A 23,873-nucleotide genomic window follows, 5' to 3' on the forward strand; every position below is an offset into this window, starting at 1 on the left:
CGCAGCGAGCGAATCATCGGGCGCGGTGCGCTTGGAGCCTCGTGGCAGCCCGCAGCGAAGCGAGGACGGCCATGAGCGATTATGACGTGGCCGTCGTGGGTGCCGGGCCGGCCGGGGCGAGCGCCGCCCTCGCCGCGCGCCGGGCCGGTGCGAGTGTGCTGCTGCTCGACCGCGCTGACTTCCCCCGCGACAAGCCGTGCGGTGACGGGATCGCGCCGCACGCGGTCGACGTGCTCGCCGGGCTCGGCGTGCCCGACCCGGTCGACGGCTACCCGCCGGTGCCCGTGCTGCGGCTCGTCAGTCCGAGTGGCGCGGAGGTCGCCCGGACACTGCCCCGGCCGGCGTACACGGTGCCCCGGAAGGTCTTCGACGCGCGGCTGGTGGAGGCCGCGGTGGCCGCCGGTGCGGAGCTGCGCCGGCATACCGTCCGCGAGTTGGCGGAGCGCGACGGCCAGGTGGTGGTCGACGGCGCCTTCACCGCCCGCGCCCTGGTCGGCGCGGACGGCGCCGGGTCGGTGGTGCGGCGGGCGCTGGGGTTCGCGCCCAACCCCGACGGCCACCTCGCGATCGCGATGCGCGGCTACGCGCCGGCCCGGCCGGTGGTCGAGCAGCTGATCGTGACGTCGAGCGCGGGCTGGCCGGCGTACGCGTGGTCGTTTCCGATCGGCGACGGGCGGGCCAACATCGGATACGGCGAGGTGCTGCGCGGCCGGCCGCTCACCCGCGCCCACCTGCTCGACCGGATGGCCGCGCTGCTGCCCGGCCTCGACCCCGCCGGGGTGACCGGGCTGCGCGCACACCACCTGCCGCTCTCCACGCGGCGGCCACCGGCGGGGCGGGGCCGGATGGTGCTTGCCGGCGACGCGCTCTCGCTGATAAATCCGTTCACCGGCGAAGGCATCTTCTACGCGGTGCTGTCCGGCGCGCTGGCCGGTGCGGCCGCCGCGCGGGGCGAGGGCGTGGCCGGGCGGTACACCGCGGCGCTGCGCCGCCGGCTCGGCCGTCATTTCCGTCACAGCCGCGCCGCGGCGTGGCTCGGCGGCCGCCAGCGGATGGTCGACGCCGCGGTGCGCGCGGCCGCCCAGGACGCCCGTGTCTTCGGCACGCTGGCCGAGTTGGGGCTCGGCGAGGGACTGCTGGATGCCCGCACATTGGTACGGATCGGGTTCGCCGCACGGTAGTGGATCGGTCCGGTAAGCCCTACTCTGCATAAGGTGAATCTGCGGAGCCTTGTCTACTCGGTGTACGAGCGGCGGCTGACCCGGAAGCTGATCGGCAAGCCGGTGCCCAGTCACGTCGGCGTGATGTGCGACGGCAACAGGCGCTGGGCCAAGGAGATGGGGTTCATCGACCCCAACGACGGCCACCGCATGGGCGCCGTGAAGATCAAGCATCTGCTCGACTGGTGCGACCGGGCCAATGTCGGTCACATCACGCTCTACCTGCTGGCGACGGACAACCTGCGCCGGCCGGCGGGCGAGCTGGAGCCCCTCCTGCGGATCATCGAAGACCTGGTGACCGAGCTCGCCGAAGACGGCAACCCGTGGCAGCTGCGGGTCGTGGGCGCGCTCGACGTGTTGCCCGGCGAGACCGCCACCGTGCTCAAGGCGGCACAGGAGCGCACCGTTGGTCGCACCGGCGGCGCCCAGGTCAACCTCGCGGTCGGATACGGTGGCCGGCGCGAGATCGCCGACGCGGTGCGGTCGCTGCTGACCGAGCACGCCCAGGCCGGCGGCACGATCGAAGAGCTGGTCGAGGTGCTCGACGTGGAGCACATCGCCGAGCACCTGTACACGCGCGGCCAGCCCGACCCCGACCTGATCATCCGGACCAGCGGCGAGCAGCGGCTGTCCGGCTTCCTGCTGTGGCAGTCGGCGCAGTCGGAGTTCTACTTCTGCGACATGAACTGGCCCGACTTTCGCCACATCGACTTCCTCCGCGCCCTGCGCGCGTACGGGCAGCGCCAGCGCCGTTACGGCGCCTGAGCCGTCGCTCAGGGCGCGGCCTGACTGACCGGTGAGTCAGGCGCGCAGCGTCTCCAGCGCCTCGGCGAGAAACTTGCCCAGCGCCTGTGGCGAGTCGATGGTCAGGTCGGCGGCGCGGGCCACCTCTTGCCCGGTCTCCGGGTTGGCCACCGCCACGCGGATGCCGAAGAAGCGGTCGTCGGCCGCCTCCAGCTCGCGCAGCGCGTCGAACGCCTTGATGTCCGACACGTCGTCCCCGAAGTACCACGCGCAGCCGGCCGTGGACGCGACGTCGCGGATGACCATGCCCTTGTCGCGGTCGACCGGGGGCTTGATCTCGATCACCATGCGGCCGGTCTGCACGCGCAGCCCCAGCCGCTCGGCCTCCGCCCGGCCCCACGCGTCGACCTGCTTGGCCAGGTGGGGATTGGTGCGGTAGTGCAGGGCGACGGACAGCCGCTTGTATTCGACCAGGGTGCCCTCGGGCAGCTCGACCCCGGCCCGCTCGGCGAGCTCGGCCATCATCGGCACCCACGGCAGGGCGGCCGGCTCGGTGACCGTCTCGCCCGAGCCGTGGCTGTGCTCGAGGCCGTACAAGCCATACAGGTCTACGTCGGTCAGGTGGCCGAAGCGCTCGCGCAGGAAGTCGACCGGGCGCGCGGAAACCACCGCGACGCGCTGCACCGACTCGGCGAGGCCGGCGATGGCGGCCATGACCTCAGGCACCGGCTGGACCGCGTTGGGGTCGTCGCCAACCGGTGCCACCACACCGTCGAAGTCGAAGAAGAGCACGCACTCCGCGGCCCGGGCGCTGGTGATCTGCCACGCCTGGTCCGCGGTCAGGGGACGGGACGGGCGCTGGTTACCCGCATCGTTCGGCCGCACGGGCGTCAGCGTACCGAATGAATGACCTGGCGTTCGACGGTCGAGTAACGGATCAGTCGTCGCTTCCGGTCATGGCCCGCCGGCCGGAGCGGAATCCCAGCTGGACGACGCTGCCCTCGCCGCCCGCGCCCATGGGGCCGCTGTCGTGGCCCTGGCCCAGCAGGTACCCCTCGACGAAGCCGGTGTTGCGGTCGCCGGTGCGGTCGTCGAGCTCCGCCAAGCGGACGACCAGAAACTCGCTAATCGCGCTCAGCCGGTCGTTGACCCGCTGGTAGAACTCGGCCATCACGGCGACGAGCGTCGTCACTGCGGCAACGGCGACAGCGAACAGGTTGACCACGATTGGCACCTGTCGCGAGCTCAGCACTCCGACCAAAATGTTGGCGGTCACGCACAGGGTGACCGCGACGGTGGCGACGACGACCGCGCTCCATTTCAGGGGCATGGAAGACCCCCTCCTCTTGTCCCGCAGGGCTGTGTCCGGCCTTGTCCCGTCCCCCCGCCGACGACGAGCCCAAGCAGTACGAAGTGGACGGTAACCCGCCGTGCGTCCAGGCACAGCAGTTTGCGACAGCAAGGCCAGCCTTCTTTCGCCATTTGGAGACTTGGCGTGCCTAGCTGGCCCTTTTGCGGCCTTTGCGGGAGTCGGAGGGGACTGGCGGCCGGTAGGCGAGGTACCGGACGGTCTCCCTAATGTGGAACTTCTCGGCATCGGAGACGTTGGGGTCGACGAGGCGGCGCAGCAACGCCTCCACGTCGGGGTCCATCGGCGGTGCCGTCGGTGCCGGTCGGGTGGGGGCGGCGTCGGCCCAGCCGAGCACGCCGAAGGCGACGGTCGGGTTGATGCCGAGGCCTTCGCAGAAGGCCACCACCCGCTCCGCCTCGGGGTCGCTGGCCCACTCGCCGCGGACCCATCTGTTGATGGTCTGGCGGGACACGCCGGTGCGGCGGGCCACCTCGGAACCGGTCCAGGCTCGGGTCGCGCGCGCGTCTGCCAGCGCTTTACGTACGAATGCGGCGAAAGCGATCTTTCGCCCAGGCGTGCTGTCCGGCACCGGGTGACGGTACGGCCAGTTCGCCGGCCCACTTTCTCGTGAACCGGCACTGTCCCGTGCGCGTGACGGGTCATCATCAACATCGCGTACCCGGTATTTCCTTCTCTTGAGGGGTGCCACGCCGTTAGGGTAGGTCGTCTGTATGTCTCGCACATATCGGCCGAAAAGATGATGCTGTCACGCGTATGAGACGCCGTACGCTCTGTCACGTGCTTGGGACGAATAGTAGTCAATGGTGTCACGTATGCGTGACAGGGAGGCAAGGGGCAGGAGGCGACGGATGACCGAGGTTGAGACGCGAGCGGATGCCTTCGGGCTGATCGCCGAAGGCGTTGCGGCCGGGCTGAGTGCCCCCTGGCGGCTGTACCTGGCCCGTGGCTCGCGTTACGTGTCGCTCAACGTCGGCAACCGGTCGGAGTGGGATTCCTGGCGGACCCACCTTGGCTGCCCCGAGTTGAGCGTGCGCGTGTACGACGCGGGAGGCGACATCCGCCGGTCGTCGGTGGCGGAGGTGGTACTCGGCGGGTGCCGGATAAGCGTGGAGCTCGTCGAGGAGGTGAGCATGACGGACATCAGTCGGCTGCTGGATGCCGAGGTCGATCCATGAGCCCCTTCTTCGCCCTGTTCTTCGTGCTGCTTCTGGGATCTTCGAGCTACGCGGCCGGCCGGCTGCACGGCCAGCTGAGCTATCGCATCGGCTACCGGTTCGGGTACCGACAAGGCTATTTGGACGGCGATCGCGGGGCCTGGAACCGGCGACGCCGTGAGGCGCAGGCGGCCAAACCCCCACCAGCGGACGGCAAGCCGCTGAACAGGCCGGTGGTGGTGCGGCAGGGAACCACGTACACCAGCGCCTCATTCGTGGGAGCCGTGTCCAACGGCGGAAGGCACTCCACTCGCGTGGGGTGAACGGCTCCCTCAGGGGGTCGTACGGCCAGACCGGTGGTCGTACGACTCGCCGACCGGGATGCGCGCAGGGGGCACGCATCCTGGTCGGCCCCTCCCAGCCGGCCCGTCCGACCCTGGGTTTGCAGCCGCCCTCGGGTCGGGCGGGCCGGCGCCAAAAACGTGGCGCTGGTCGCACTCAGCCCCGGGACCACCGGCGGGCCGGTGGTCCCGGTTCCAGCGCACTGTAGGGGTTTCATCACGGCGCGCCGCCCGGCGTGTACTAGCCCAAGTTGGCCTTGGCCGGTTAGCTTCTACCCATGGCGCGGGGTCATCCCAAGCCATCCGGCCGGCCCGGGACCTTGCGTTTTAGCGCCACGGGACCTCGCATCCGACCCCGTGACTCCGGGCACCGGACGAGGCGGATCGCGGGCGTTCCGGGTGCACGCTCGCCGGAGCAGGCCTGTGACGACTCGCCGTACCAACCCCCGGGCCACCAACCAGGACCCAGCCGCCACGCCCCCCAACCGCCGCCCGAAGTCCACCCGCGCCGCTACGGCCGAGCCCGCTCCTACGGAGCCGGCCACAAAGTCGTACGTGCTGGACACCTCGGTGCTGCTGTCCGACCCGGCGGCCTTCTACCGGTTCAACGAGCACGAGGTGGTTCTCCCCCTGGTCGTCATCTCCGAGCTGGAGGGCAAGCGACACCACCCGGAGCTCGGCTGGTTCGCCCGGCAGTGCCTGCGGATGCTCGACGAGCTGCGCATCAAGCACGGCCGCCTGGACGCACCGCTGCCGGTCAACGACCTCGGCGGCACGCTGCGGGTGGAGCTCAACCACGCCGACCCGTCCGTGCTGCCGCAGGGCTTTCGCAACGAGTCCAACGACGCGCGGATCCTCTCCGTCGCCCTTGGACTCGCGGCCGAGGGGCGCGACGTCACGCTGGTGAGCAAAGACATGCCGCTGCGGGTCAAGGCCGCGTCGGTCGGCCTCGACGCCGACGAGTACCGGCACGGCCAGGCCAGCGATCCGACCTGGACCGGCATGGCCGACCTGGAGCTGACCGAGGATCAGGTCAACCGGCTGTACGCGGGCGAGGCACTCGACGTCGACGAAGCCGCCGGGCTGCCGTGCCACACCGGCCTCGTACTGCACTCCTCGCGCGGCTCCGCGCTGGGCCGGGTGCTGCCCGACAAGACCGTGCGCCTGGTGCGCGGCGACCGCGAGGCGTTCGGCCTGCGGGGGCGTTCGGCCGAGCAGCGGGTCGCGCTCGACCTGTTGCTCGACGAGTCGATCGGCATCGTGTCGCTCGGCGGGCGGGCCGGCACCGGCAAGTCCGCGCTCGCGCTCTGCGCCGGCCTCGAGGCCGTGATGGAGCGGCGCAAGCACAAGAAGGTCATCGTCTTCCGCCCGCTGTACGCCGTGGGTGGCCAGGAGCTCGGCTACCTGCCCGGCTCGGAGTCGGAGAAGATGTCGCCGTGGGCCCAGGCGGTGTTCGACACCCTGGGCGCCGTGGTCCACGAAAACGTGATGGACGAGGTCATGGGCCGCGGCATGCTCGAGGTGCTGCCGCTGACCCATATCCGGGGCCGCAGCCTGCACGACGCGTTCGTGATCGTCGACGAGGCGCAGTCACTGGAGCGGGGCGTGTTGCTGACCGTCCTGTCCCGGATCGGCCAGGGCTCGCGGGTGGTGCTCACCCACGACGTGGCCCAGCGCGACAACCTGCGGGTCGGCCGCCACGACGGTGTCACCGCCGTGATCGAGGCCCTGAAAGGACACCCGATCTTCGCGCATGTCACACTCAACCGGTCGGAGCGGTCACCCATCGCCGAGGTGGTCACCGATCTGCTGGAGGACATCCCGCGGTAGGGCTCGGATTCTGTCCATATTTGCCCTGGTAAACGGCGTGGCGCAAGTCACAAAGAGCTGACGCGCTTCCCCAACCGTCTCACTGTGCGCAATGGTGTCCTGCGGGCACCCGCGCCACACCGGCACCTTTCGTCGGTCGAGGGGCAGGTGCCCACGGCGCGGACAGCCGTCCCCCTTACCGCTGTCCGCACCGTGTCCTTGCCCCCGACGAAGGGACACTTCGTGAGTCGGCTGTGGAGCCGGTTCGGCATCCGGGCGTTGGCCCTCGCACTGCTCGCATCGGGCATCGGCGGTGGCTACTACCTGGCGCAGGACCAGGAAACCCAGCAGCAAGGGATCAGCGCTCAGCTGGCCGCCGATGCCGATCAGGACGAGATCGAGTACGTCAAGGAGCGCCACCGCGAACACATGATCGCGACGGCGCACCAGCGTGAGGCCCAGCGGATCGCCGCCGAGAAGGCGGCCGCCGCGGCGAAGGCCGAGGCCGAGCGGGCCAAGAAGGCCGCCGAGGCGGCGAGCCGCAAAAAGCGCGAGGAGCAGGAAGAGAAGGAGCAGGAGAACAACACGGCGACGAAGCCGTACACGGGCCCGATCCCGACCTCCTGCAACCAGTACAGCGGCAACCGCAAGATCGGTTGCGCGATCATGCTCCAGAGCGGCTTCAAGCTCGACCAGTTCCCCTGCCTGGACAAGCTGTGGACGAAGGAAAGCGGCTGGAACCACAAGGCCCGCAACCCCTCCTCCGGGGCGTACGGCATCGCGCAGGCGCTACCCGCCGGCAAGATGTCGTCGGCCGGCGACGACTGGGAGACCAACCCGGCGACCCAGATCAAGTGGGGCCTGGGCTACATCAAGGGCCGGTACGGCGATCCCTGCGGCGCGTGGGCGCACTCGCAGGACGTGGGCTGGTACTGACCCGCTGACGATCGCGGAAAGGGTGCGCACCTCGCCGGTGCGTACCCTTTCTGGCGTTTCGTGACAAGGATTGTGCGGACCAACCGTCCATACTGGGCGAACTGCCTATATCGGAGGGTTTCGCATGCGTGGTGCCGGGTGGCTCGGCGCGCTGGTCGCCGGCGCGATGGTTGGCTCGATCGCGGCGGCCGGTGCGGCCGCGGCGGCGCCCGTACCCCCGCCCACGCCACATACCGAGATCGTCGGCGGCGAGCTCGCCGACGACGGGCAGTTTCCCTGGGTGGTGCGCCTCTCGGTCGGCTGCGCCGGCGCACTGACCGCCCCGCGGGTGGTGCTCACCGCCGCGCACTGCGTCGAGCGCACCGGCTTCTACAGCGGCCTCACGATCATCGCCGGCTCGGTCGACCAGCACTCGCCGGACGCGATCCGGGTCAAGTCGCGGTACGTGGTCCGCGCGCCCGGCTTCCGGGACGCCACCCGGGGCGACGACTGGGCGCTGATCCAGCTCGCCCAGGAGATCGACCTGCCGCTGCTCCCGCGCGCCGCCGACGGGTCGTCCGACCACGGCATGTTCACGATCATGGGGTGGGGCGCGACCCGGGAGGGCTCGACGACCCAGCAGCGTTACCTGCGCACGGCCGAGGTCCCGTTCGTCAGCGACCGCCAGTGCGGCCGGGCGTACCGGGACGCCGGCTACCCGTACGTCTCCAGCGAGATGATCTGCGCGGGCGACACCCGGCGCGGCGGCGTCGACGCGTGCCAGGGCGACTCGGGCGGGCCGATGGTGCGCCGCGACGCGGCCGGCGAGTGGGTCCACGTAGGCATCGTGAGCTGGGGCATCGGCTGCGCCCGCCGCGACTACCCCGGCGTCTACACGCAGGTCTCCAAGTTCGCCGAAGTGATCGAGCGCAAGACGCGTGAATTGAGCTGACCGCTCGCTCATTTGGCGGTGGCCGCCGCGGCCTGGTAGCAACGGGAGCGTGGCTTACGGCGGCACCTCAAGCGGCGATCCAAACCGCTTCGGCACGGAGGCGTTCTACGCCTCGCTGGGGCGCGCGTTCGTGGCGATGTGCGCGGTCATCCCGGTGCTTTTCGCGATCGAGGCGCTGGACGGGTGGCTCGGCAACCCGTTCGACTCCAGTGTCGGCATCGTGCCGCACCGCATCGAGGGTCTCGACGGCGTCTTCTTCGGACCGTTTCTGCACCACGGCTTCGACCACCTCTACAGCAACAGCGTGCCGCTGATCCTGCTCGGCACGTTCGTGCTGGCCGCGGGTGCCAGGCGGTTCCTGTTCTCGACCCTGTTCATCGTCTTCGCCAGCGGCCTCGGCGTGTGGTTCACCGGCAACCCCAACACGATCGTCGTGGGCGCGAGCGGGGTCATCTTCGGATACCTCGGCCTGCTGCTCATGCGCGGCCTCGTCGAGCGCAGCTGGTGGAACCTCGGGGTGGTCTTCCTCGTCGGCCTGCTCTACGGCTGGCAGCTGATCGGCGGCATCCTGCCCTCCGACCCCCAGGTCTCCTGGCAAGGGCACCTCTTCGGCTTCATCGGCGGCCTCGTCGCGGCGATCCTCTTCCGGCGAAAGCGGGCCGACTCGTCCTACCCGCTGATGTAGTCCTTGCCGGGCGCTGGCGGGTGTGCCTACCGTCTGGACCAGTTGGGTGCCTACGGAAGGCTACGGTGGACGCATGCGCGAGGTCGATGTCGCGATCGTGGGAGCCGGACCCACGGGTCTCTACGCGGCGTACTACGCCGGGTTCCGCGGGCTCTCGGTGGCGGTCATCGACGCGCTGCCCGAGCCGGGCGGCCAAGTCACGGCGATGTATCCGGAGAAGGCGATCTACGACGTCGCCGGCTTTCCCGTGATCAAGGGCCGAGACCTCGTGGCAAACCTCGTCGAGCAGGCCGCGCCCTACAACCCGGAGTACATCCTGGGCGCCCGCGCCGAAGAGCTGTCCTATGTAGACGAGCGCCCGCTCCTCTCGCTCGGCGGCGGAGAAAAGCTGCAATGCGGCGCCATCATCATCACCGGCGGCCTGGGCAGCTTCAGCCCGCGCCCACTGCCGGCCGCGGCCGCGTTCACCGGCGGCGGCCTCGTCTACTTCGTGCCCCGCCTCGCCGACCTGGCCGACCACGACGTGCTCATCGTCGGCGGTGGCGACTCGGCGTTCGACTGGGCGCTCGCGCTGGAGCCCCTGGCCAAGTCGATCACGCTGGTACACCGCCGGGAAAAGTTCCGGGCCCACGCGGCGACTGTGGCCCGCGTGCAGCAGCTGCCGGTGCGCATCGTGGTCAACGCCGAGGTGAGCAAGCTGCACGGCGAGGAGCGGGTGACCGGCGCCGACATCACGGTCAAGGGCGGCAGCGCCGAGACCATCCCGGTCGACACGGTCGTCGCGGCGCTCGGCTTCACCGCCGACCTCGGCCCGCTCGCCGAGTGGGGCCTCGAGCTCGACAAGCGGCACATCAAGGTCGACAGCACCATGCTGACCAACCGCCCACGCGTCTTCGCGGCCGGTGACATCGCCGAGTACCCCGGCAAGGTGCGGCTGATCGCGACCGGCTTCGGCGAGGCGGCCACCGCGGTCAACAACGCCGCCGTCGCCATCGACCCGGGCGCCCACCTCTTCCCAGGTCATTCGTCCGACGCGGGTTGATCGTCACCACAGATTCACCTTCGTTCACTAGGGTCCTGTTTTGTTGGCACCCATCGAAACGGGGGAGAATCTCGATGTTCCGACGCGTACTCACCGTGCTGGCGGTCGCCGGCGCGCTCGTCGCCACCGCGGCGCCGGCCGCACAGGCCGGTGGACACCACGGCCGGCCCGACAAGCCGTTGCCGCGCGCCCACGCGCACAACGACTACGAGCACGAGCGGCCGCTGTTCGACGCGCTGAGCCACGGCTTCACCAGCGTCGAGGCGGACATCTTCCTCATCGACGGCGAGCTGCTCGTCGCGCACGACCCGGAAGACATCGTGCCGGGCCGCACGCTGCAAAAGCTCTACCTCGACCCGCTGGCCCGCCGCGTCCGGGCCAACCACGGCACCGTCTTCCGGGGCAGCAAGCAGCAGCTCCAGCTCCTGGTCGACATCAAGAACACCGGCGCGGCCACCTACACCCAGCTGGACAAGGTGCTGCGGCGCTACAGTTCCATGCTCACCACGTACGCGTACGGCAAGGTCCACCAGGACGCGGTCACCGTCGTGATCAGCGGCGACCGCCCGCGCGAGCTGATGGAGAGCCAGACCGTGCGCCGCGCGTTCTACGACGGTCGCGGCCCGGACCTCGGCGGCGGCGCGCCAGCCTCGTTCATGCCGCTGATCAGCGAAAACTGGACCGGCGTCTTCACCTGGCGGGGCGTGGGCCCGATGCCGGCCGGCGAGCGCGCCTTCCTGCACCAGGCCGTTGCCGCCGCGCACGCCAACGGCCAGCGGGTCCGCTTCTGGGCCACGCCAGACCTGCCCGGCCCGGAGCGCGACGCGGTCTGGCGCGAGCTGATCGCCGCCGACGTCGACCACATCAACACCGACGACTTGGCAGGTCTGGAAGCCTTCCTCCGCGCCTAGCCTCATCACGGGCGTCCGTGGCGATTCTTGGCCCCTGTGGGGGCATGTTTTCGCCACGGACACCCGTGTCCGGTGACGTGCGCGACGCGCATACCGTCTCCGGAGAGGTTTGGATGCGGGGTTGCGCTTGTCGTGAGGGTTTCAAGCTGATTTGCCCGCGTCCGTGTCAGTTGTAGACCGTATGCTCCCGCGGGCACCGCTCCGGTCGGGGTTTCGGCGTCGCTGGCGCTCGCCGAAACCCCGACGCTCCGCTGCCGGGGCCGCGGGACAAGCCCACACGCCCCGTCAAGATCCCTGATCTTGCGCTACCCAGCTATCCCTTGATCGGCGCCAGAGCCGATCAAGGAGGACGCCCGACTTTGCCTTTCGAATCGGGGTTTCGTGGCCGCGCCTGCCGCAGCCACCTCCACGCCGAAAGCTCGATAGAACGCGTCCAGCGGGCGACGCGCGCGGTTTTTCCATCGTGGATCGGGGAGCAACGGCATGGACCACCGCGGACATCGCGGTAGCTCGAATACTCAAAATGTTTCGAGGCCCCGGAAGCTCGCCAGCAGGTGCGGCGGGCCCAGGCCGGCTACCACTCGCCTCAGGTGAGGTCGGCGAGTGGGCGGCCGTCGAAGTCGACGGCGGAGTAGAGGGCTAGCTTCTCCAAGCGGTGATATGAGTCGATCACGCGGATCGTGCCGCTCTTGGAGCGCATGACGATCGACTGGGTGTAGGCGCCGCCGGCGCGGTAGCGCACGCCCTTGAGGAGGTCGCCGGTGGTGATGCCGGTGGCCACGAAGAAGCAGTTGTCGCCGGTCACGAGGTCGTCTGTGGTGAGCACGCGGTCGAGGTCGTGGCCGGCGGCGAGCGCCTTCTCGCGCTCGGCGTCGTCGCGGGGCCAGAGCTTGGCCTGCATCGCACCGCCCATGCACTTGAGCGCGCACGCGGCCGTGATGCCCTCGGGTGTGCCGCCGATGCCGACCAGCACGTCCACATCGGACTGCTCGCTCGCGGCGGAGATGGCGCCGGCGATGTCGCCGTCGGAGATGAAGCGGATGCGGGCGCCGGTCTGGCGTACCTCGTGTACCAGATGCTCATGCCGCGGACGGTCGAGGATGCAGACCGTCACGTCGGACATGCCGGAGTTTTTGACCTTGGCGATGCGGCGGAGGTTTTCGGTCACGCCGGCGTTGATGTCGATCACATGTGCGCAGTCGGCGCCGACGGCCAGCTTTTCCATGTAGAAGACCGCGCTGGGGTCGAACATCGCGCCGCGCTCGGCCACGGCCAACACCGCGATCGCGTTGGGCATGCCCTTGCTCATCAGCGTGGTGCCGTCGATCGGGTCGACCGCCACGTCGACCTCCGGGCCGCTGCCGTCGCCGACCTGCTCGCCGTTGAAGAGCATCGGCGCGTTGTCCTTTTCGCCCTCGCCGATGACCACGACGCCGCGCATCTGGATCGAGTTGATCAGCTTGCGCATGGCGTCTACGGCGGCTCCGTCGCCGCCTTCCTTGTCGCCGCGGCCGACCCACCGGCCGGCCGCCATGGCCGCCGCCTCGGTGACCCGGACCAGCTCGAGGGCGAGGTTGCGGTCGAGATCCTGGGGGATGCGGTCCTGGGCCATGACGGTCCTCCTCGCGACGCTGCGGGGTGTTGGGCTGCCCAAATCTTTTCATGGCCGGGGGCTGAACGCCCGTTCGGTCGGCGTACTGAGAAGATGGTTACGTGGACCAGCCGACGCCGCCGCCCGTCGCCAACTCGCGCACGCCGCGCGACATGGTGCTGTCGCTGATCGTGCTGCTCGTCCCCGTGCTGCTGGTGGTGTTGATCTACCGGGTGGTCCAGGGCGGCGACAAGCCGGTCGAGGTCGACACCGCGCCGGCGGTGGCGCAGGCGCGCTCGGCCAACGCGTTTCCGGTCGCCGAGCCCACCGGGCTCAGCGACGACTGGCGGACGATCAGCGCCGTCTTCCAGAAGACGGAGGGCGGCCAGATCCTCCGCCTCGGGTACGTGACGCCGGATGGCGCCGGCCTCCAGCTGATCCAGAGCGACGTGTCGCCGGAAAAGCTGCTGCCCGCCGAGCTGACCAAGAGCGGGCGGCCGGCAGGCACGATCAAGCTCGACGGGCAGAGCTGGCAGCGCTACACGGCGCGTCCCGGCGAGCGGGCGCTGGTGCTCCTGGAGCGCGATCGGACGATCGTCATCGTGGGTGGCGCCCATGAGGAGGAGCAGCGCGAGCTGGCCACGGCCGTACGCTGAATGCCGTGACCGACCTCGGAGCCGCGTCCGTCGACGGCGAGCTGGAGAGCTTCAGCCTCGTGGAGCTGGCCGTCCTGCGCCTGCGGCGCGAGATCCTCAGCGGCCGCACCGATCCGGGTGAGCGGCTGGTCGAGGAGCAGCTCACCCGCCGCCTCGGGATCAGCCGGGCGCCGCTGCGCGAGGCACTGCGCCGGCTGGCCGAGCAGGGGCTGGTCGAGCACGTGCCACGCCGGGGTGTGCGGGTGGCCACGCTCTCCGACCGCGACGTCCAGGAGCTCTACGACGTCCGCGACGTGCTGGAGCGCCACGCGATCGCCGCCGCGCTGCCGCTGCGACGGGACGCCGACCTGGCCGGGCTGCGCGCGGCCCTCGACCAGATGCGCGAGGCGACCCGGGCCGGCGACCGGCTGCGGATCGCCGAGGCACACCGCCACTTTCACGTCGCGGTCGTGGCGCTCGCCGGAAACCGGCAGCTCAGCGCGATGTACGAGTCGGTCCTGGTCAAGCTCCAGCTTTACATGGCCCGAAACCTGAGCCGCGAGGCCGAGGTGGCCCAGCCGGAGGACGGCGTGCACCGGCACGAGCGGCTGCTGGCGGCGGCCGCGGCGGGCGACCCGGACGCGATGCTCGCCGAGCTGGCCGGCCATGGCGCCCGCTCCTACCTGGCGTAATTGCGCCGTTACCTGAGCGACTTTGGTGGGAAACGGTACGGTCGACAATCGACTGTATGCCAGGCTCAACCATCGGGCCCGTCAAGGCCGACCCCTATCTCTGGCCGTACGACGGCGCGGCTCCGGTCGCGCGCACCGCCCTGCTCTGCATCGACTGGCAGACCGACTTCTGCGGACCCGGTGGCTACGTCGACAGCATGGGCTACGACATCGCCCTCACGCGGGCCGGACTGCCCGCGACCCAGCGGCTGCTGTCGCACGTTCGCGACCTCGGCATGCTGGTCATACACACCCGCGAGGGGCACGACCCGGACCTCGCCGACCTACCGCCCAACAAGCGCTGGCGCTCAGCCCAGATCGGTGCCGAGATCGGCTCCGCCGGGCCGTGCGGGCGCATCCTCGTCAAGGGCGAGCCGGGCTGGGAGATCGTGCCCGAGGTCGCGCCGGCACCAGGCGAGGTGGTGATCGACAAGCCGGGCAAGGGCGCCTTCTACGCCACCAACCTCGACCTCGTGCTGCGTACGCACGGCATCACGCACCTCATCCTCACCGGCATCACGACCGACGTGTGCGTGCACACGACCATGCGCGAGGCCAACGACCGCGGGTACGAGTGCCTGATCCTCTCCGACTGCACCGGCGCCACCGACGCGGGCAACCACGCCGCCGCGCTGCACATGGTCACCATGCAGGGCGGCGTCTTCGGCTGCGTCGCCACCTCCGACGCGGTCATCGAGGCCACCTCGTGATCGCGGTCGAGGCGCGGCCGGGACCGTTCGCGTTCGACCCGGCCAGCACCGCCCTGCTGGTCATCGACATGCAGCGCGACTTCCTGGAGCCGGGCGGCTTCGGCGAGGCGCTCGGCAACGACGTCGGCCAGCTCCGCCGCACGATCGCACCGCTCGCGGCGCTGCTCGCCGGCTGGCGGGCGGCCGGGCTGCCGGTCATCCACACCCGCGAGGGGCACCTTCCCGACCTCTCGGACTGCCCGCCGGCCAAGCTCGCCCGGGGTGCGCCAAGCATGCGCATCGGCGACGAGGGGCCGCTGGGCCGCATCCTGGTACGCGGCGAGTACGGCCACGACATCGTGGACGAGCTCGCGCCCGCGCCGGGTGAGCCAGTCGTCGACAAGCCCGGCAAGGGCGCCTTCTACGCCACCGACCTCGGCACGCTGCTGGAGGAGCTCAAGGTGGCGAGCCTCGTCGTCACCGGCGTGACCACCGAGGTCTGCGTGCACACCACGGTCCGCGAGGCCAACGACCGCGGGTACGAGTGCCTCGTGCTCGCCGACTGCGTCGGGTCCTACTTCCCGGAGTTCCAGCGGGTGGGGCTCGACATGATCGCCGCACAGGGTGGGATCTTCGGTTGGGTCGCCGACTCGACCGACGTGCTCAGGGCTCTTCAGGAGGAGTCGTGAAACTTCCGTACTGGGTGCGCGGGGACACCAACGCTTTCTTCGGTTTCGGCGTCAACGTGCTGGTCAACGTGCTCACACTGACCGGCTTGTGCATCGGCGTCGTGCACATGGCTTCGGGCGACGTCTTCGGCACGGTGCTGCCGGCGCTCGGCGTCGCGCTCGTCTTCGGCAACATCTACTACACGTACCTGGCGCGGCGGCTGGCCCGGAAGGAGCGGCGCACGGACGTGACCGCCATGCCGTACGGGCCGAGCGTGCCGCACATGTTCATCGTGATCTTCGTGATCATGCTGCCGATCTACCTGCGCACCAATGACCCGCTGCGGGCGTGGCAGGCAGGGCTGGCATGGGCGTTCATCATCGGCGTGATCGTCCTCATTGGAGCGTTCGTCGGGCCGTACATCCGCAAGTACGCGCCGCGCGCCGCGCTGCTGGGCACGCTGGCCGGCATCTCCATCACGTTCATCTCGATGAACCCGGCCGCGCAGATGTGGGACATGGCCTGGATCGCGCTGCCGGTCTTCGCGCTGCTGCTCGTCGGCCTGCTCACCGACGTCAAGCTGCCCGGCAACATCCCGATCGGCCTCGCCGCGCTGTTGCTGGGCACCGCGATCGGCTGGATCGGCGGCGCGATGTCGGTGCCGGACGTCTCGTCGGCCGCGGGCGACATCGCCGTCGCGGTGCCGGATCTCAAGCTCGGTCTGCTCTTCGACGGGCTCGGCGACATGGCGCCGCTGCTGGCGACCGCGATCCCGCTGGGCGTCTACAACTTCACCGAGGCGATGACCAATGTGGAGAGTGCGGCGACGGCGGGCGACAACTACAACCTGCGCAGCGTGCTGCTCGCGGACGGTGCCGGCGCGGTCATCGGATCGGCGCTGGGCTCGCCCTTCCCGCCGGCCGTCTACGTTGGACACCCAGGCTGGAAGGCGGCGGGCGGCCGCACCGGCTACTCGATGGCGACCGGAGTGGTCATCGCGCTGCTCTGCTTCCTCGGCATGTTCGGGTTGCTCGGCGCGCTCTTGCCGACGCCCGCCATCGTGCCCATCCTGCTCTACATAGGACTACTGATCGGCGCGCAGGCTTTCCAGGCCACACCCCGGGCGCACGCGGCCGCGGTGGTCGCCGCGCTGATCCCCAACATCGCCTCCTGGGCGAGCGGCCAGATGGACAACGCGCTCGCCGCGGCCGGCACCTCGGCGGCACAGGTCGGCGACGAGGCGCTGGAGGGCGCCGGCGTCTTCTACCACGGCCTGCTCGTGCTGGGGCAGGGCGCGATCCTGGCGGGCCTCGTGCTCGGCGCGATCGTCGCGTTCGTCATCGACAAGCGCTTCTGGCACGCGGCTGTCTTCGCCGGCTCGGGGACGGTGCTCTCGTTCGTCGGCCTCATCCACGGCGAGAAGGTCGAGTGGAACGCCAACGGGCAGGTCGCCCTCGGCTACCTCTTCGTGGCGGTGGTATGCGTGGTGTTCGCGCTCGGCAAGGTGCCACCCCGCGAGCCCGAGCCGGACGAGGTCGGCGCCGAGGTGCCCGCACCCCGGCCAGCTCCGGACCTGGAAAAGGCCGCGGCACCGGCCGCCTGACCCACACGTGGGGCGTCGGTCGCGGGGCCCGCCGCGACCGCCGCCCCATCCCCACGAGAGGACACACGCCGCATGGAGATCAACCGGCCCGACGTGGTGGCCGAGGTCGCCGCCGCCTTCGCCGCGTACGAGGACGCTCTCGTCTCCGGCGAGCCGGACCGGATCGTCGACTTCTTCTGGCAGTCGCCGGAGACCATCCGCTTCGGCATCGCCGACCACCAGGTGGGCATCGAGGAGCAGCGGGTCTGGCGGTGGGCACAGCCGCCACTCCCGCCCGGCCGGCGGCTGAGGGAGACCCGGATCGCCACGTTCGGCGCCGACTACGCCGTGGTCAACACGCTGTTCGACTACCCCGGCGGCACCGCCGTGGGCCGGCAGTCGCAGACCTGGGTGCGCCTCCCGTCGGGCTGGCGCATCGTGGCCGCCCACGTCTCCGAGCCGGCGGCGTCGGTCGTGGGGCCAGACCGATAACCGAAGAGATTCTGAGCTACCGCGATATCCGCCGTGGTCCGGACCGCTGCTCCCGCGGCCTCACCCGTCCGCCGCTGGTCGCGCTCACCCCCGCGTTTGGTCGCGGTCACTCTTTGCCTGCGGCGGGTGCGCGGCCCGCGGTGCAGCGGTGTTTGTCCACAATGCCTGTTGCCGGACAGGCGGCGGAGATGTGAAACGGGGCTCCGTTGCTCTGAGTAACCGCCGCCGCCGTGCGCACGGCCCGAGATTCGAGATCTTGGAGAGCTTGGGCGCTATTTCAACCCTAACTGCCCTAGATCTCGACGTTCCTACCTCAGCTTGCTGACGCTGCGTCACAGACGGTGGCCGGCGAGGCCGGCCCACCCTGTGCGGGCAGGAAAATCCGTTCGAGACGAGTGGCATGGGTCCGGACCGCTGGTCCCGCGCCTCACCCGTCCGCTGCTCGTCCCGCGGCCTCACCTGTCCACTGTGGGCGCGCGGGTTGGTCTTGCACCGCGGGCCTGGCAGCGGAGGTCGGGGGTTTCGGCTCGCTCCGCGAGCCGCCGGCCTGCGCGGTCTCCGGCGGGAGCGGCGGTCCGCCGCTGACGCGGCCCGGGTAGATGTCCGGGGCTTGCTCAGTTTTCTTCGCGGGCGGCCTTCGCGGCGTCGAGGCGGGCGCGGGCGCCGTCGAGCCAGCGCTGGCAGATGTCGGCCAGCTGCTCGCCGCGCTCCCACAGCGCGAGCGACTCTTCCAGCGAACCGCCGCCGGCCTCCAGCCGCTCGACCACGCTGGCCAGCTCGGCGCGGGCCTGCTCGTAGCTCAACTGGGTGTCGCTCATGGCCGTCCTCGCTTCGCTGCGGGCGGCCACGAGGCTCCAAGCGCACTGAGTCTGATGATTCGCTCGCTCCGCTCGCTCATGGTCGGTCACCCTACGCGGGTGAGTCGGTCACCTGGGCGGACAGGTCGCCTTCGGCGAGCCGTAGCCGCAGGTCGTCGCCCTTGGCCACGTCGGAGGGTGAGCGGACGACGTGGCCGTCGGCGCGCTGGACGATGGCGTATCCGCGTTCGAGTGTCGCGGCGGGTGACAGCGCGCGCAGGCGGGCGAGGGTGTGGCGGAGGTCGCCGGCGGCCGCGGCGAGCTTGTGGTCGAGCGTGCGTGCGGTGCGGTCGCGGAGGGCGGCCACCTCGGTCGCACGCTGCTCGATCATGACCTGTGGGCGGGCCAGGACCGGGCGGGAGCGGATCGAGTCGAGGCGGTGCTGCTCGCGGTCGAGCAGGCCGGTCACCGCGCGGCCCAGCCGCTGCCGGGCGAGGCCGATGAGGCGCAGCTCCTCGGCCAGGTCGGGCACGATCCGCTTGGCGGCGTCGGTGGGCGTGGAGGCGCGCACGTCGGCGACGTAGTCGAGCAGCGGGATGTCCGTCTCGTGGCCGATCGCGCTGACCACCGGTGTGCGGCAGTCGAAGACCGCGCGGCACAGCGCCTCGTCGGAGAAGGGCAGCAGGTCTTCGACGCTCCCGCCGCCGCGCGCGATGATGATCACGTCGATCGTGTCGTCGCCGTCGAGCACTTTGAGCGCGTCGATGATCTGGGGTACGGCGGTCGGGCCCTGCACCGCGACGTTGACCACGCGAAACTCCACCGCCGGCCACCGGCGGCGGGCGTTGGTCAGCACGTCGCGCTCGGCGGCCGAGGAGCGTCCGGTGATCAGCCCGATGCGCGCCGGCAGGAATGGGGGCCGCCGCTTGCGCTCCCGCGCGAATAGTCCCTCGGCGGCCAGCAGCTTCTTCAGCTTTTCCAGGCGGGCCAGCAGCTCACCCAGCCCCACCTGGCGGATCTCGTCGGCGCGCAGGCTGAGCGTGCCCCGCGCGGCGTAGAACTCGGGCTTGGCGTGCAGGACCACCCGGGCGCCCTCGTTGAGCTCCGGGGCGCCGATGTCCAGTACATCCCGGTTTGTCGTAACAGTCAGGCTGAGGTCGGCGGACGGGTCACGCAGGGTGAGGAAGACGGTGCTCGCGCCCGGGCGCCGGCTGATCTGGGCCACCTGGCCGTCCACCCAGACCCACCCGAGCTTGGATACCCACGAGCCGATCTTCTGGCTGACCACCCGGACCGGCCAGGGCTCCTCGGGCGTGCTCTTCGGGGCTTCGGGCTGCGTCACGCAGGCCAGCCTATGTGTCGAACGGCGTAATCCGGGTCTCGACCACGGCGGGTGGGGCGGAGCGGCACGTACGATGGCCGGGTGACCGAGATCCGCAAGCGCGTGCTGCTGGCCAAGCCCCGCGGATACTGCGCCGGCGTCGACCGCGCGGTGCAGACCGTGGAGGAGGCGCTCAAGCTCTACGGGCCGCCGATCTACGTGCGCAAGCAGATCGTGCACAACAAGCACGTGGTGTCGACGCTCGAGGCCAAGGGCGCCATCTTCGTCGAGGAAAACGAGGAGGTCCCCGAGGGGGCCACCGTGATCTTCTCGGCGCACGGGGTCGCCCCGGAGGTGTACGAGCAGGCCAAGGCGCGTTCGCTCAAGGCCATCGACGCGACCTGCCCCCTGGTGACGAAGGTGCACCACGAGGCCAGGCGGTTCGCGGCCGACGACTACGACATCCTGCTCATCGGCCACGAGGGCCACGAGGAGGTCATCGGCACGGCCGGCGAGGCGCCCGCGCACGTCCAGCTCGTCGACGGCCCCGAGGGCGCCGACAAGGTGACGGTGCGTGACCCCTCGAAGGTGGTGTGGCTCTCCCAGACGACGCTCTCCGTCGACGAGACGATGGAGACCGTGGCCCGGCTCAAGCAGCGGCTGCCGTTGCTCCAGTCACCGCCCAGCGACGACATCTGCTACGCCACGCAAAACCGCCAGCACGTGGTCAAGGAGATCGCGCCGGAGTGCGACGTGGTGCTCGTCGTCGGCTCGCGCAACTCGTCCAACTCGGTGCGCCTGGTCGAGGTGGCCCTCGACGCCGGGGCGCGCGCCGGCCACCTGGTCGACTACGCGCACGAGATCGCCGACGAGTGGCTGGAGGGCGCCACCACGGTCGGCGTCACGTCGGGTGCCAGCGTGCCCGACGAGCTTGTCACGCAGGTGCTGGAGCACCTCGCCGCGCGCGGCTTCGCCGACGTCTCCGAGGTGACCACCGCGGACGAGCGGCTGATCTTCTCCCTCCCGCAGGAGCTCAAGCGCGACATGAAGGCGGCGGCCGCGTCGCGCACGGCGTGATCAAAGCTTCTCTCAAGTCGTGCCAACGACTTTGATCACGGGCGACCGCGGCCCGCTCAGTCGGAGACCAGCTCCGGCGCTTGAGGCTGGCGGGGAGCCAGCTCGACCTGGGGCGGCACGGGCAATTCGTCGTCGGAGACGCCCAGCTCGGCGAGCTTGCGGGCGCTGACAAGCACGCGCGCCTCCAGTGAGCCGACCGCCCGGTTGTACGCGCTCACCGCGCCACCCAGCGCCCCACCCAGCCGGCTCACGTGCTCGCCGAGCGTGGAAAGCCGCCCGTACAGCTCGCGGGCCAGCGTGTGCACCGCCACCGCGTTGCGGGCCAGGGCCTCCTGGCGCCACACGTACGCCACCGTGCGCAGCAGCGCCATCAGTGTGGCGGGGGTGGCGAGCACCACGTTGCGGGCGAAGGCGTGCTCCAGGAGGGTCGGGTCGCGCTGGAGCGCCGCGTCGAGAAACGGGTCGGCCGGCATGAAGAGCACCACGAACTCGGGCGTCTGCTCGAACGCCGACCAGTACGACTTTGCCGCCAGCGCGTCGACGTGGCCGCGCAGGTGGCGCGCGTGCTGGTCGAGGTGGGTGTCGCGGCCGCGCTCGTCGCGCGACTCCATGGCCGCCAGGTAGGCCTCGAAGGGCGCCTTGGCGTCGACCACCACGGACCGTCCACCGTGGAGCTTGACGACCAGGTCGGGGCGGACACCCTGGATGTCGTTGGCGGCCGTGACCTGCTCGGCGAAGTCGCAGTGCTCCAGCATGCCGGCCGCCTCGACGATGCGCCGCAGCTGGTGCTCGCCCCACCGCCCGCGGACCTGCGGCGCCCGCAGCGCGGCCACGAGCTGCTTGGTCTCGGTGCGCAGCTCGCCGGAGACCGTGGACATCGAGCGCACCTGCTCGCGCAGCTCCGCGTAGGCGTCGACGCGCTCCCGCTCCAGCTCGGCCACCCGCAGCTCATAGCGGCGCAGCGTCTCGTGCAGCGGCGCCACCGCCCGCGCGACCGCCTCCTGCGACTGGGCCGTGGCCTCATAGGACAGTGCGCGCATCGACTGCTCCAGCCGCTCTTCACCCTCGCGGGTGGCGTGCAGCGTGGCGTCGAGGCGGGCGATCTCCGCGCCGGCCCTGGCCCGCGCGGCCAGCCACCCCACGGCGCCCCCGGCGGCCAGACACACGATCACCACACCAAGCGTCGAAATGTCCACGTCCGTGAGCTTGCCAAACGAGTACGACGAATTCGGCCGGGTACCGTCGTGACATGGAGTGGTTCTTGCTGGTCGTGCTCGTCGTGCTGATCGCCGGCGGCGCGTTCTGGCTGCGCCGGGCGAGCGCGGCACGGCACGCCCGGGAGCTGGGCGACGCGCGGGCCGAGGCACAGCGGTGGTACGAGCGGCTGGGTGGCCAGGTCATGAACCTGCACGGCGACGAGCCGGCAGTCCGGCAGGCGCTGGTCGACGCGGGTGAGCGGTACACGGCCGCGGGCAGCCAGCTCGAGCAGGCGCGCACGGTGCGGCAGTTCGCGCTGGCCCGGGAGACCTCGCTCGAAGGGCTCGCGTACGCGCGGGCGGCACGGGTGGCGCTCGGGCTGGACCCGGGCCCCGACCTGCCGCCACTGGCCGCCGCGCAGGGCGCCGGGCAGCTGACCGTGGAGCGCGAGGTCGACGTGCGGGGCCAGCACTTCAAGGCGGGGCCGCGGCCGGGCGACGACACGCCGTACTACTACCCGGGTGGGCGGGTGCAGGGCCGTCCGGTGCCGGCCGGCTGGTACTCGCAGCCGTGGTGGAAGCCGGCCCTGGCCGGTGCCGCCGGCGCGATCGGCGGCCTGCTGATCTTCGACGCGCTCTTCTCGCCGGCCTTCGCCGACCCCGGCTACGCCGAGGGCGACGGCATGGACGCCGACGCCGATGGGGGCGACGGTGGCGACGCGGGCGGCGACTACGGAGGCGACTACGGCGGCGGCGACTGGGGCGGCGACGCCGGCTTCGGTGGCGGCGACTTCGGCGGCGGCGACTTCTAAGGCGGCGCCGGGCCGGGCGTGTGGCGGGTCGCCCCTGGATCGACGGGACAGGGGCAGGGCAGCCGGAGCGGCCAGGGTAGGGCTAGCTGGATGGTGTTCGCACCACTGGCGGGGCAGAGTTCTTTAGCGTGAGTGTTGACACGCATTCGAGGGTGGGGAGCCAGGCGGTGGCGGTCCGGCCGGTGCGAGCCTGGTGGTTCGCGGCCGCTGCGGTGGCGTTCGGTGCGGCAGCGGTGACGGCGATCGCGCAGGCCACAGGGCACTTCCACTGGTGGGCCGGCTTCGTGCTGATCCCTGGCGCTTTCATCGCGGCGGCCGGCGCGCCGCTGCTGACCCGCGGCGGCGGCCGGGCCATGACGGGCTACCTGGTTGCCTGGGTAGGCGTGATCGTCTTCACGGTCGGCGCGATGCTGATGTTCGGCGTCATGACCGAGGGCTGGCCGGTGATGATCATGCTGCCGACGCTGGCGGTCGCCGGCACGTACATCTGGCGCCCGGACCACCCCCTCGCGAGGGCGTTCCACCGCACGGTCGCGACTCTCGCGCTCTGCGGCACCACGCTCGGCGTGATCTTCCTGCTCATGAATACCGACGTCGTCGACTTCGGCGACACCGACTGGTGGGGCGGCTTCATGATGGCGGCCGCGGTGGCCGTCGCGCTCAACGGGCTGGCGCTGCTCCGCCATCAGATCGAGTACCGGCTCCAGGCCGTCACGCTCGCGGTCTTTCCCGCACTGATCGTGTTCCTGCTCGGCCTGAGGTTCATCCGCGGCGACTGGCCGACCGACTTCTGAGCGTGGCCTGACGATTTGAGCTACCGCGACGCCCGTTCCCGCGGGCACCGCTCCCGGCCGGCGGCTCGCAGAGCGAGCCGAAATCCCCGCCGTCCACTGCTAGCTCCGCGGGACAAGCCCCGGGGGCGAAACCTTCGCCGCCACCGATGATCGTTCGCCCGATACCCGCACTCTTCCCGGCGTGTCGTGTGGTTTCCGGGCGAACGATCATAGCGCCGCCCACATGCTGAGCCACATCCGCAGGTCCGCCCCGACGGGCTTGCGGCGCGGACCTGGCAGCGCGGGTCGGGGATCTCGGCGAGCGCCAGCTCGCCGCCGACCCGCGCGGTCTCCGGCGGGAGC

At 70.8% G+C, this 23,873-nt stretch carries 26 protein-coding genes; 19 read left to right on the forward strand and 7 right to left on the reverse strand.

The genetic code is table 11. From position 1 onward, the window contains the following. Window positions 1-71 precede the first annotated feature (71 nt). Window positions 72-1,181 carry a geranylgeranyl reductase family protein gene (locus tag AC5L36_RS37670; protein WP_441222226.1) on the forward strand — a complete coding sequence of 370 codons (1,110 nt, stop codon included), beginning with the start codon at window positions 72-74 and terminating at the stop codon, window positions 1,179-1,181. Window positions 1,182-1,214: 33 nt separating this feature from the next. Further along, window positions 1,215-1,985 (forward strand): isoprenyl transferase, encoded by a 771-nt coding sequence (locus AC5L36_RS37675; RefSeq protein WP_441222227.1) that lies wholly within the window; start codon window positions 1,215-1,217, stop codon window positions 1,983-1,985. A 36-nt stretch (window positions 1,986-2,021) separates the two neighbouring features. On the opposite strand, the gene otsB is transcribed toward AC5L36_RS37675, so the two are convergent. From otsB to AC5L36_RS37690, 3 genes are all read right to left on the reverse strand, one after another. After that, a complete protein-coding gene (gene otsB / locus AC5L36_RS37680; protein WP_441222228.1) occupies window positions 2,022-2,849 on the reverse strand; it encodes a trehalose-phosphatase in 828 nt (275 codons plus the stop codon). A gap of 52 nt (window positions 2,850-2,901) precedes the next feature. Continuing rightward, window positions 2,902-3,294, reverse strand: coding sequence for a hypothetical protein (locus AC5L36_RS37685; RefSeq protein WP_441222229.1), 393 nt, complete (start codon window positions 3,292-3,294; stop codon window positions 2,902-2,904). 169 nt (window positions 3,295-3,463) lie between these two features. Next, entirely contained in the window at window positions 3,464-3,904 is a 441-nt protein-coding gene (locus AC5L36_RS37690) for a helix-turn-helix domain-containing protein (RefSeq protein ID WP_441222230.1), read from the reverse strand. 280 nt (window positions 3,905-4,184) lie between these two features. On the opposite strand from AC5L36_RS37690, the gene AC5L36_RS37695 reads away from it, so the two are divergent. The 8 genes from AC5L36_RS37695 (at window position 4,185) to AC5L36_RS37730 (ending at window position 11,145) form a co-directional block, all read left to right on the forward strand. Then, the gene (locus tag AC5L36_RS37695; protein WP_441222231.1) at window positions 4,185-4,511 is read left to right on the forward strand and encodes a hypothetical protein; all 327 of its coding nucleotides are present in this window, start codon (window positions 4,185-4,187) and stop codon (window positions 4,509-4,511) included. Then, entirely contained in the window at window positions 4,508-4,813 is a 306-nt protein-coding gene (locus tag AC5L36_RS37700) for a hypothetical protein (protein WP_441222232.1), read from the forward strand. Before AC5L36_RS37695 ends, AC5L36_RS37700 begins: the two co-directional genes overlap by 4 nt. Before the next feature lie 441 nt (window positions 4,814-5,254). Next, window positions 5,255-6,661 (forward strand): RNA 5'-3' helicase PhoH2, encoded by a 1,407-nt coding sequence (gene phoH2 / locus AC5L36_RS37705; RefSeq protein WP_441222233.1) that lies wholly within the window; start codon window positions 5,255-5,257, stop codon window positions 6,659-6,661. 222 nt (window positions 6,662-6,883) lie between these two features. Continuing rightward, window positions 6,884-7,576 (forward strand): aggregation-promoting factor C-terminal-like domain-containing protein, encoded by a 693-nt coding sequence (locus tag AC5L36_RS37710; protein WP_441222234.1) that lies wholly within the window; start codon window positions 6,884-6,886, stop codon window positions 7,574-7,576. 124 nt (window positions 7,577-7,700) lie between these two features. Continuing rightward, entirely contained in the window at window positions 7,701-8,507 is an 807-nt protein-coding gene (locus tag AC5L36_RS37715; RefSeq protein WP_441222235.1) for a S1 family peptidase, read from the forward strand. 49 nt (window positions 8,508-8,556) lie between these two features. Beyond that, complete coding sequence (locus AC5L36_RS37720) at window positions 8,557-9,192, forward strand: rhomboid family intramembrane serine protease (protein ID WP_441222236.1); 636 nt, start codon at window positions 8,557-8,559, stop codon at window positions 9,190-9,192. Between the two features lie 73 nt (window positions 9,193-9,265). Next, the gene (locus AC5L36_RS37725) at window positions 9,266-10,234 is read left to right on the forward strand and encodes an NAD(P)/FAD-dependent oxidoreductase (RefSeq protein ID WP_441222237.1); all 969 of its coding nucleotides are present in this window, start codon (window positions 9,266-9,268) and stop codon (window positions 10,232-10,234) included. A gap of 74 nt (window positions 10,235-10,308) precedes the next feature. Then, entirely contained in the window at window positions 10,309-11,145 is an 837-nt protein-coding gene (locus tag AC5L36_RS37730) for a phosphatidylinositol-specific phospholipase C/glycerophosphodiester phosphodiesterase family protein (RefSeq protein ID WP_441222238.1), read from the forward strand. A 586-nt stretch (window positions 11,146-11,731) separates the two neighbouring features. Here AC5L36_RS37730 and glpX read toward each other — a convergent pair. Beyond that, window positions 11,732-12,757, reverse strand: a complete 1,026-nt coding sequence (gene glpX, locus AC5L36_RS37735) for a class II fructose-bisphosphatase (protein ID WP_441222239.1) — start codon at window positions 12,755-12,757, stop codon at window positions 11,732-11,734. A gap of 101 nt (window positions 12,758-12,858) precedes the next feature. Between glpX and AC5L36_RS37740 the strand changes: the two genes are divergently transcribed. The 6 genes from AC5L36_RS37740 (at window position 12,859) to hpxZ (ending at window position 17,534) form a co-directional block, all read left to right on the forward strand. Then, window positions 12,859-13,392: a DUF4245 domain-containing protein gene (locus AC5L36_RS37740; protein WP_441222240.1), complete on the forward strand. Its 534-nt coding sequence runs from the start codon at window positions 12,859-12,861 to the stop codon at window positions 13,390-13,392. A 5-nt stretch (window positions 13,393-13,397) separates the two neighbouring features. Further along, complete coding sequence (locus AC5L36_RS37745; RefSeq protein WP_441222241.1) at window positions 13,398-14,063, forward strand: GntR family transcriptional regulator; 666 nt, start codon at window positions 13,398-13,400, stop codon at window positions 14,061-14,063. 56 nt (window positions 14,064-14,119) lie between these two features. Beyond that, window positions 14,120-14,812 carry a biuret amidohydrolase gene (gene biuH / locus AC5L36_RS37750; protein ID WP_441222242.1) on the forward strand — a complete coding sequence of 231 codons (693 nt, stop codon included), beginning with the start codon at window positions 14,120-14,122 and terminating at the stop codon, window positions 14,810-14,812. After that, complete coding sequence (locus AC5L36_RS37755) at window positions 14,809-15,480, forward strand: cysteine hydrolase family protein (protein ID WP_441222243.1); 672 nt, start codon at window positions 14,809-14,811, stop codon at window positions 15,478-15,480. The genes biuH and AC5L36_RS37755 overlap by 4 nt, the downstream gene beginning before the upstream one ends. Then, window positions 15,477-17,063 carry a regulator gene (locus AC5L36_RS37760; RefSeq protein WP_441222244.1) on the forward strand — a complete coding sequence of 529 codons (1,587 nt, stop codon included), beginning with the start codon at window positions 15,477-15,479 and terminating at the stop codon, window positions 17,061-17,063. Before AC5L36_RS37755 ends, AC5L36_RS37760 begins: the two co-directional genes overlap by 4 nt. A 72-nt stretch (window positions 17,064-17,135) precedes the next feature. Further along, a complete protein-coding gene (gene hpxZ / locus AC5L36_RS37765; RefSeq protein ID WP_441222245.1) occupies window positions 17,136-17,534 on the forward strand; it encodes an oxalurate catabolism protein HpxZ in 399 nt (132 codons plus the stop codon). Window positions 17,535-18,148: 614 nt separating this feature from the next. Here hpxZ and AC5L36_RS37770 read toward each other — a convergent pair. Next, window positions 18,149-18,352 carry an exodeoxyribonuclease VII small subunit gene (locus AC5L36_RS37770; RefSeq protein WP_441222246.1) on the reverse strand — a complete coding sequence of 68 codons (204 nt, stop codon included), beginning with the start codon at window positions 18,350-18,352 and terminating at the stop codon, window positions 18,149-18,151. Window positions 18,353-18,443: 91 nt separating this feature from the next. Then, window positions 18,444-19,673 carry an exodeoxyribonuclease VII large subunit gene (gene xseA / locus AC5L36_RS37775; protein ID WP_441222247.1) on the reverse strand — a complete coding sequence of 410 codons (1,230 nt, stop codon included), beginning with the start codon at window positions 19,671-19,673 and terminating at the stop codon, window positions 18,444-18,446. 51 nt (window positions 19,674-19,724) lie between these two features. Between xseA and AC5L36_RS37780 the strand changes: the two genes are divergently transcribed. Further along, window positions 19,725-20,729 (forward strand): 4-hydroxy-3-methylbut-2-enyl diphosphate reductase, encoded by a 1,005-nt coding sequence (locus AC5L36_RS37780; RefSeq protein WP_441222248.1) that lies wholly within the window; start codon window positions 19,725-19,727, stop codon window positions 20,727-20,729. 56 nt (window positions 20,730-20,785) lie between these two features. Here the strand turns inward: AC5L36_RS37780 and AC5L36_RS37785 are convergent, their stop codons facing one another. Then, window positions 20,786-21,925 carry a DNA recombination protein RmuC gene (locus tag AC5L36_RS37785; RefSeq protein ID WP_441222249.1) on the reverse strand — a complete coding sequence of 380 codons (1,140 nt, stop codon included), beginning with the start codon at window positions 21,923-21,925 and terminating at the stop codon, window positions 20,786-20,788. A gap of 53 nt (window positions 21,926-21,978) precedes the next feature. On the opposite strand from AC5L36_RS37785, the gene AC5L36_RS37790 reads away from it, so the two are divergent. After that, window positions 21,979-22,737, forward strand: a complete 759-nt coding sequence (locus tag AC5L36_RS37790) for a hypothetical protein (protein ID WP_441222250.1) — start codon at window positions 21,979-21,981, stop codon at window positions 22,735-22,737. Window positions 22,738-22,865: 128 nt separating this feature from the next. Further along, window positions 22,866-23,531, forward strand: a complete 666-nt coding sequence (locus tag AC5L36_RS37795; protein WP_441222251.1) for a hypothetical protein — start codon at window positions 22,866-22,868, stop codon at window positions 23,529-23,531. The last annotated feature ends 342 nt before the right edge of the window (window positions 23,532-23,873 follow it).

The sequence above is a fragment of the Phytohabitans sp. LZ39 genome, assembly GCF_059359075.1.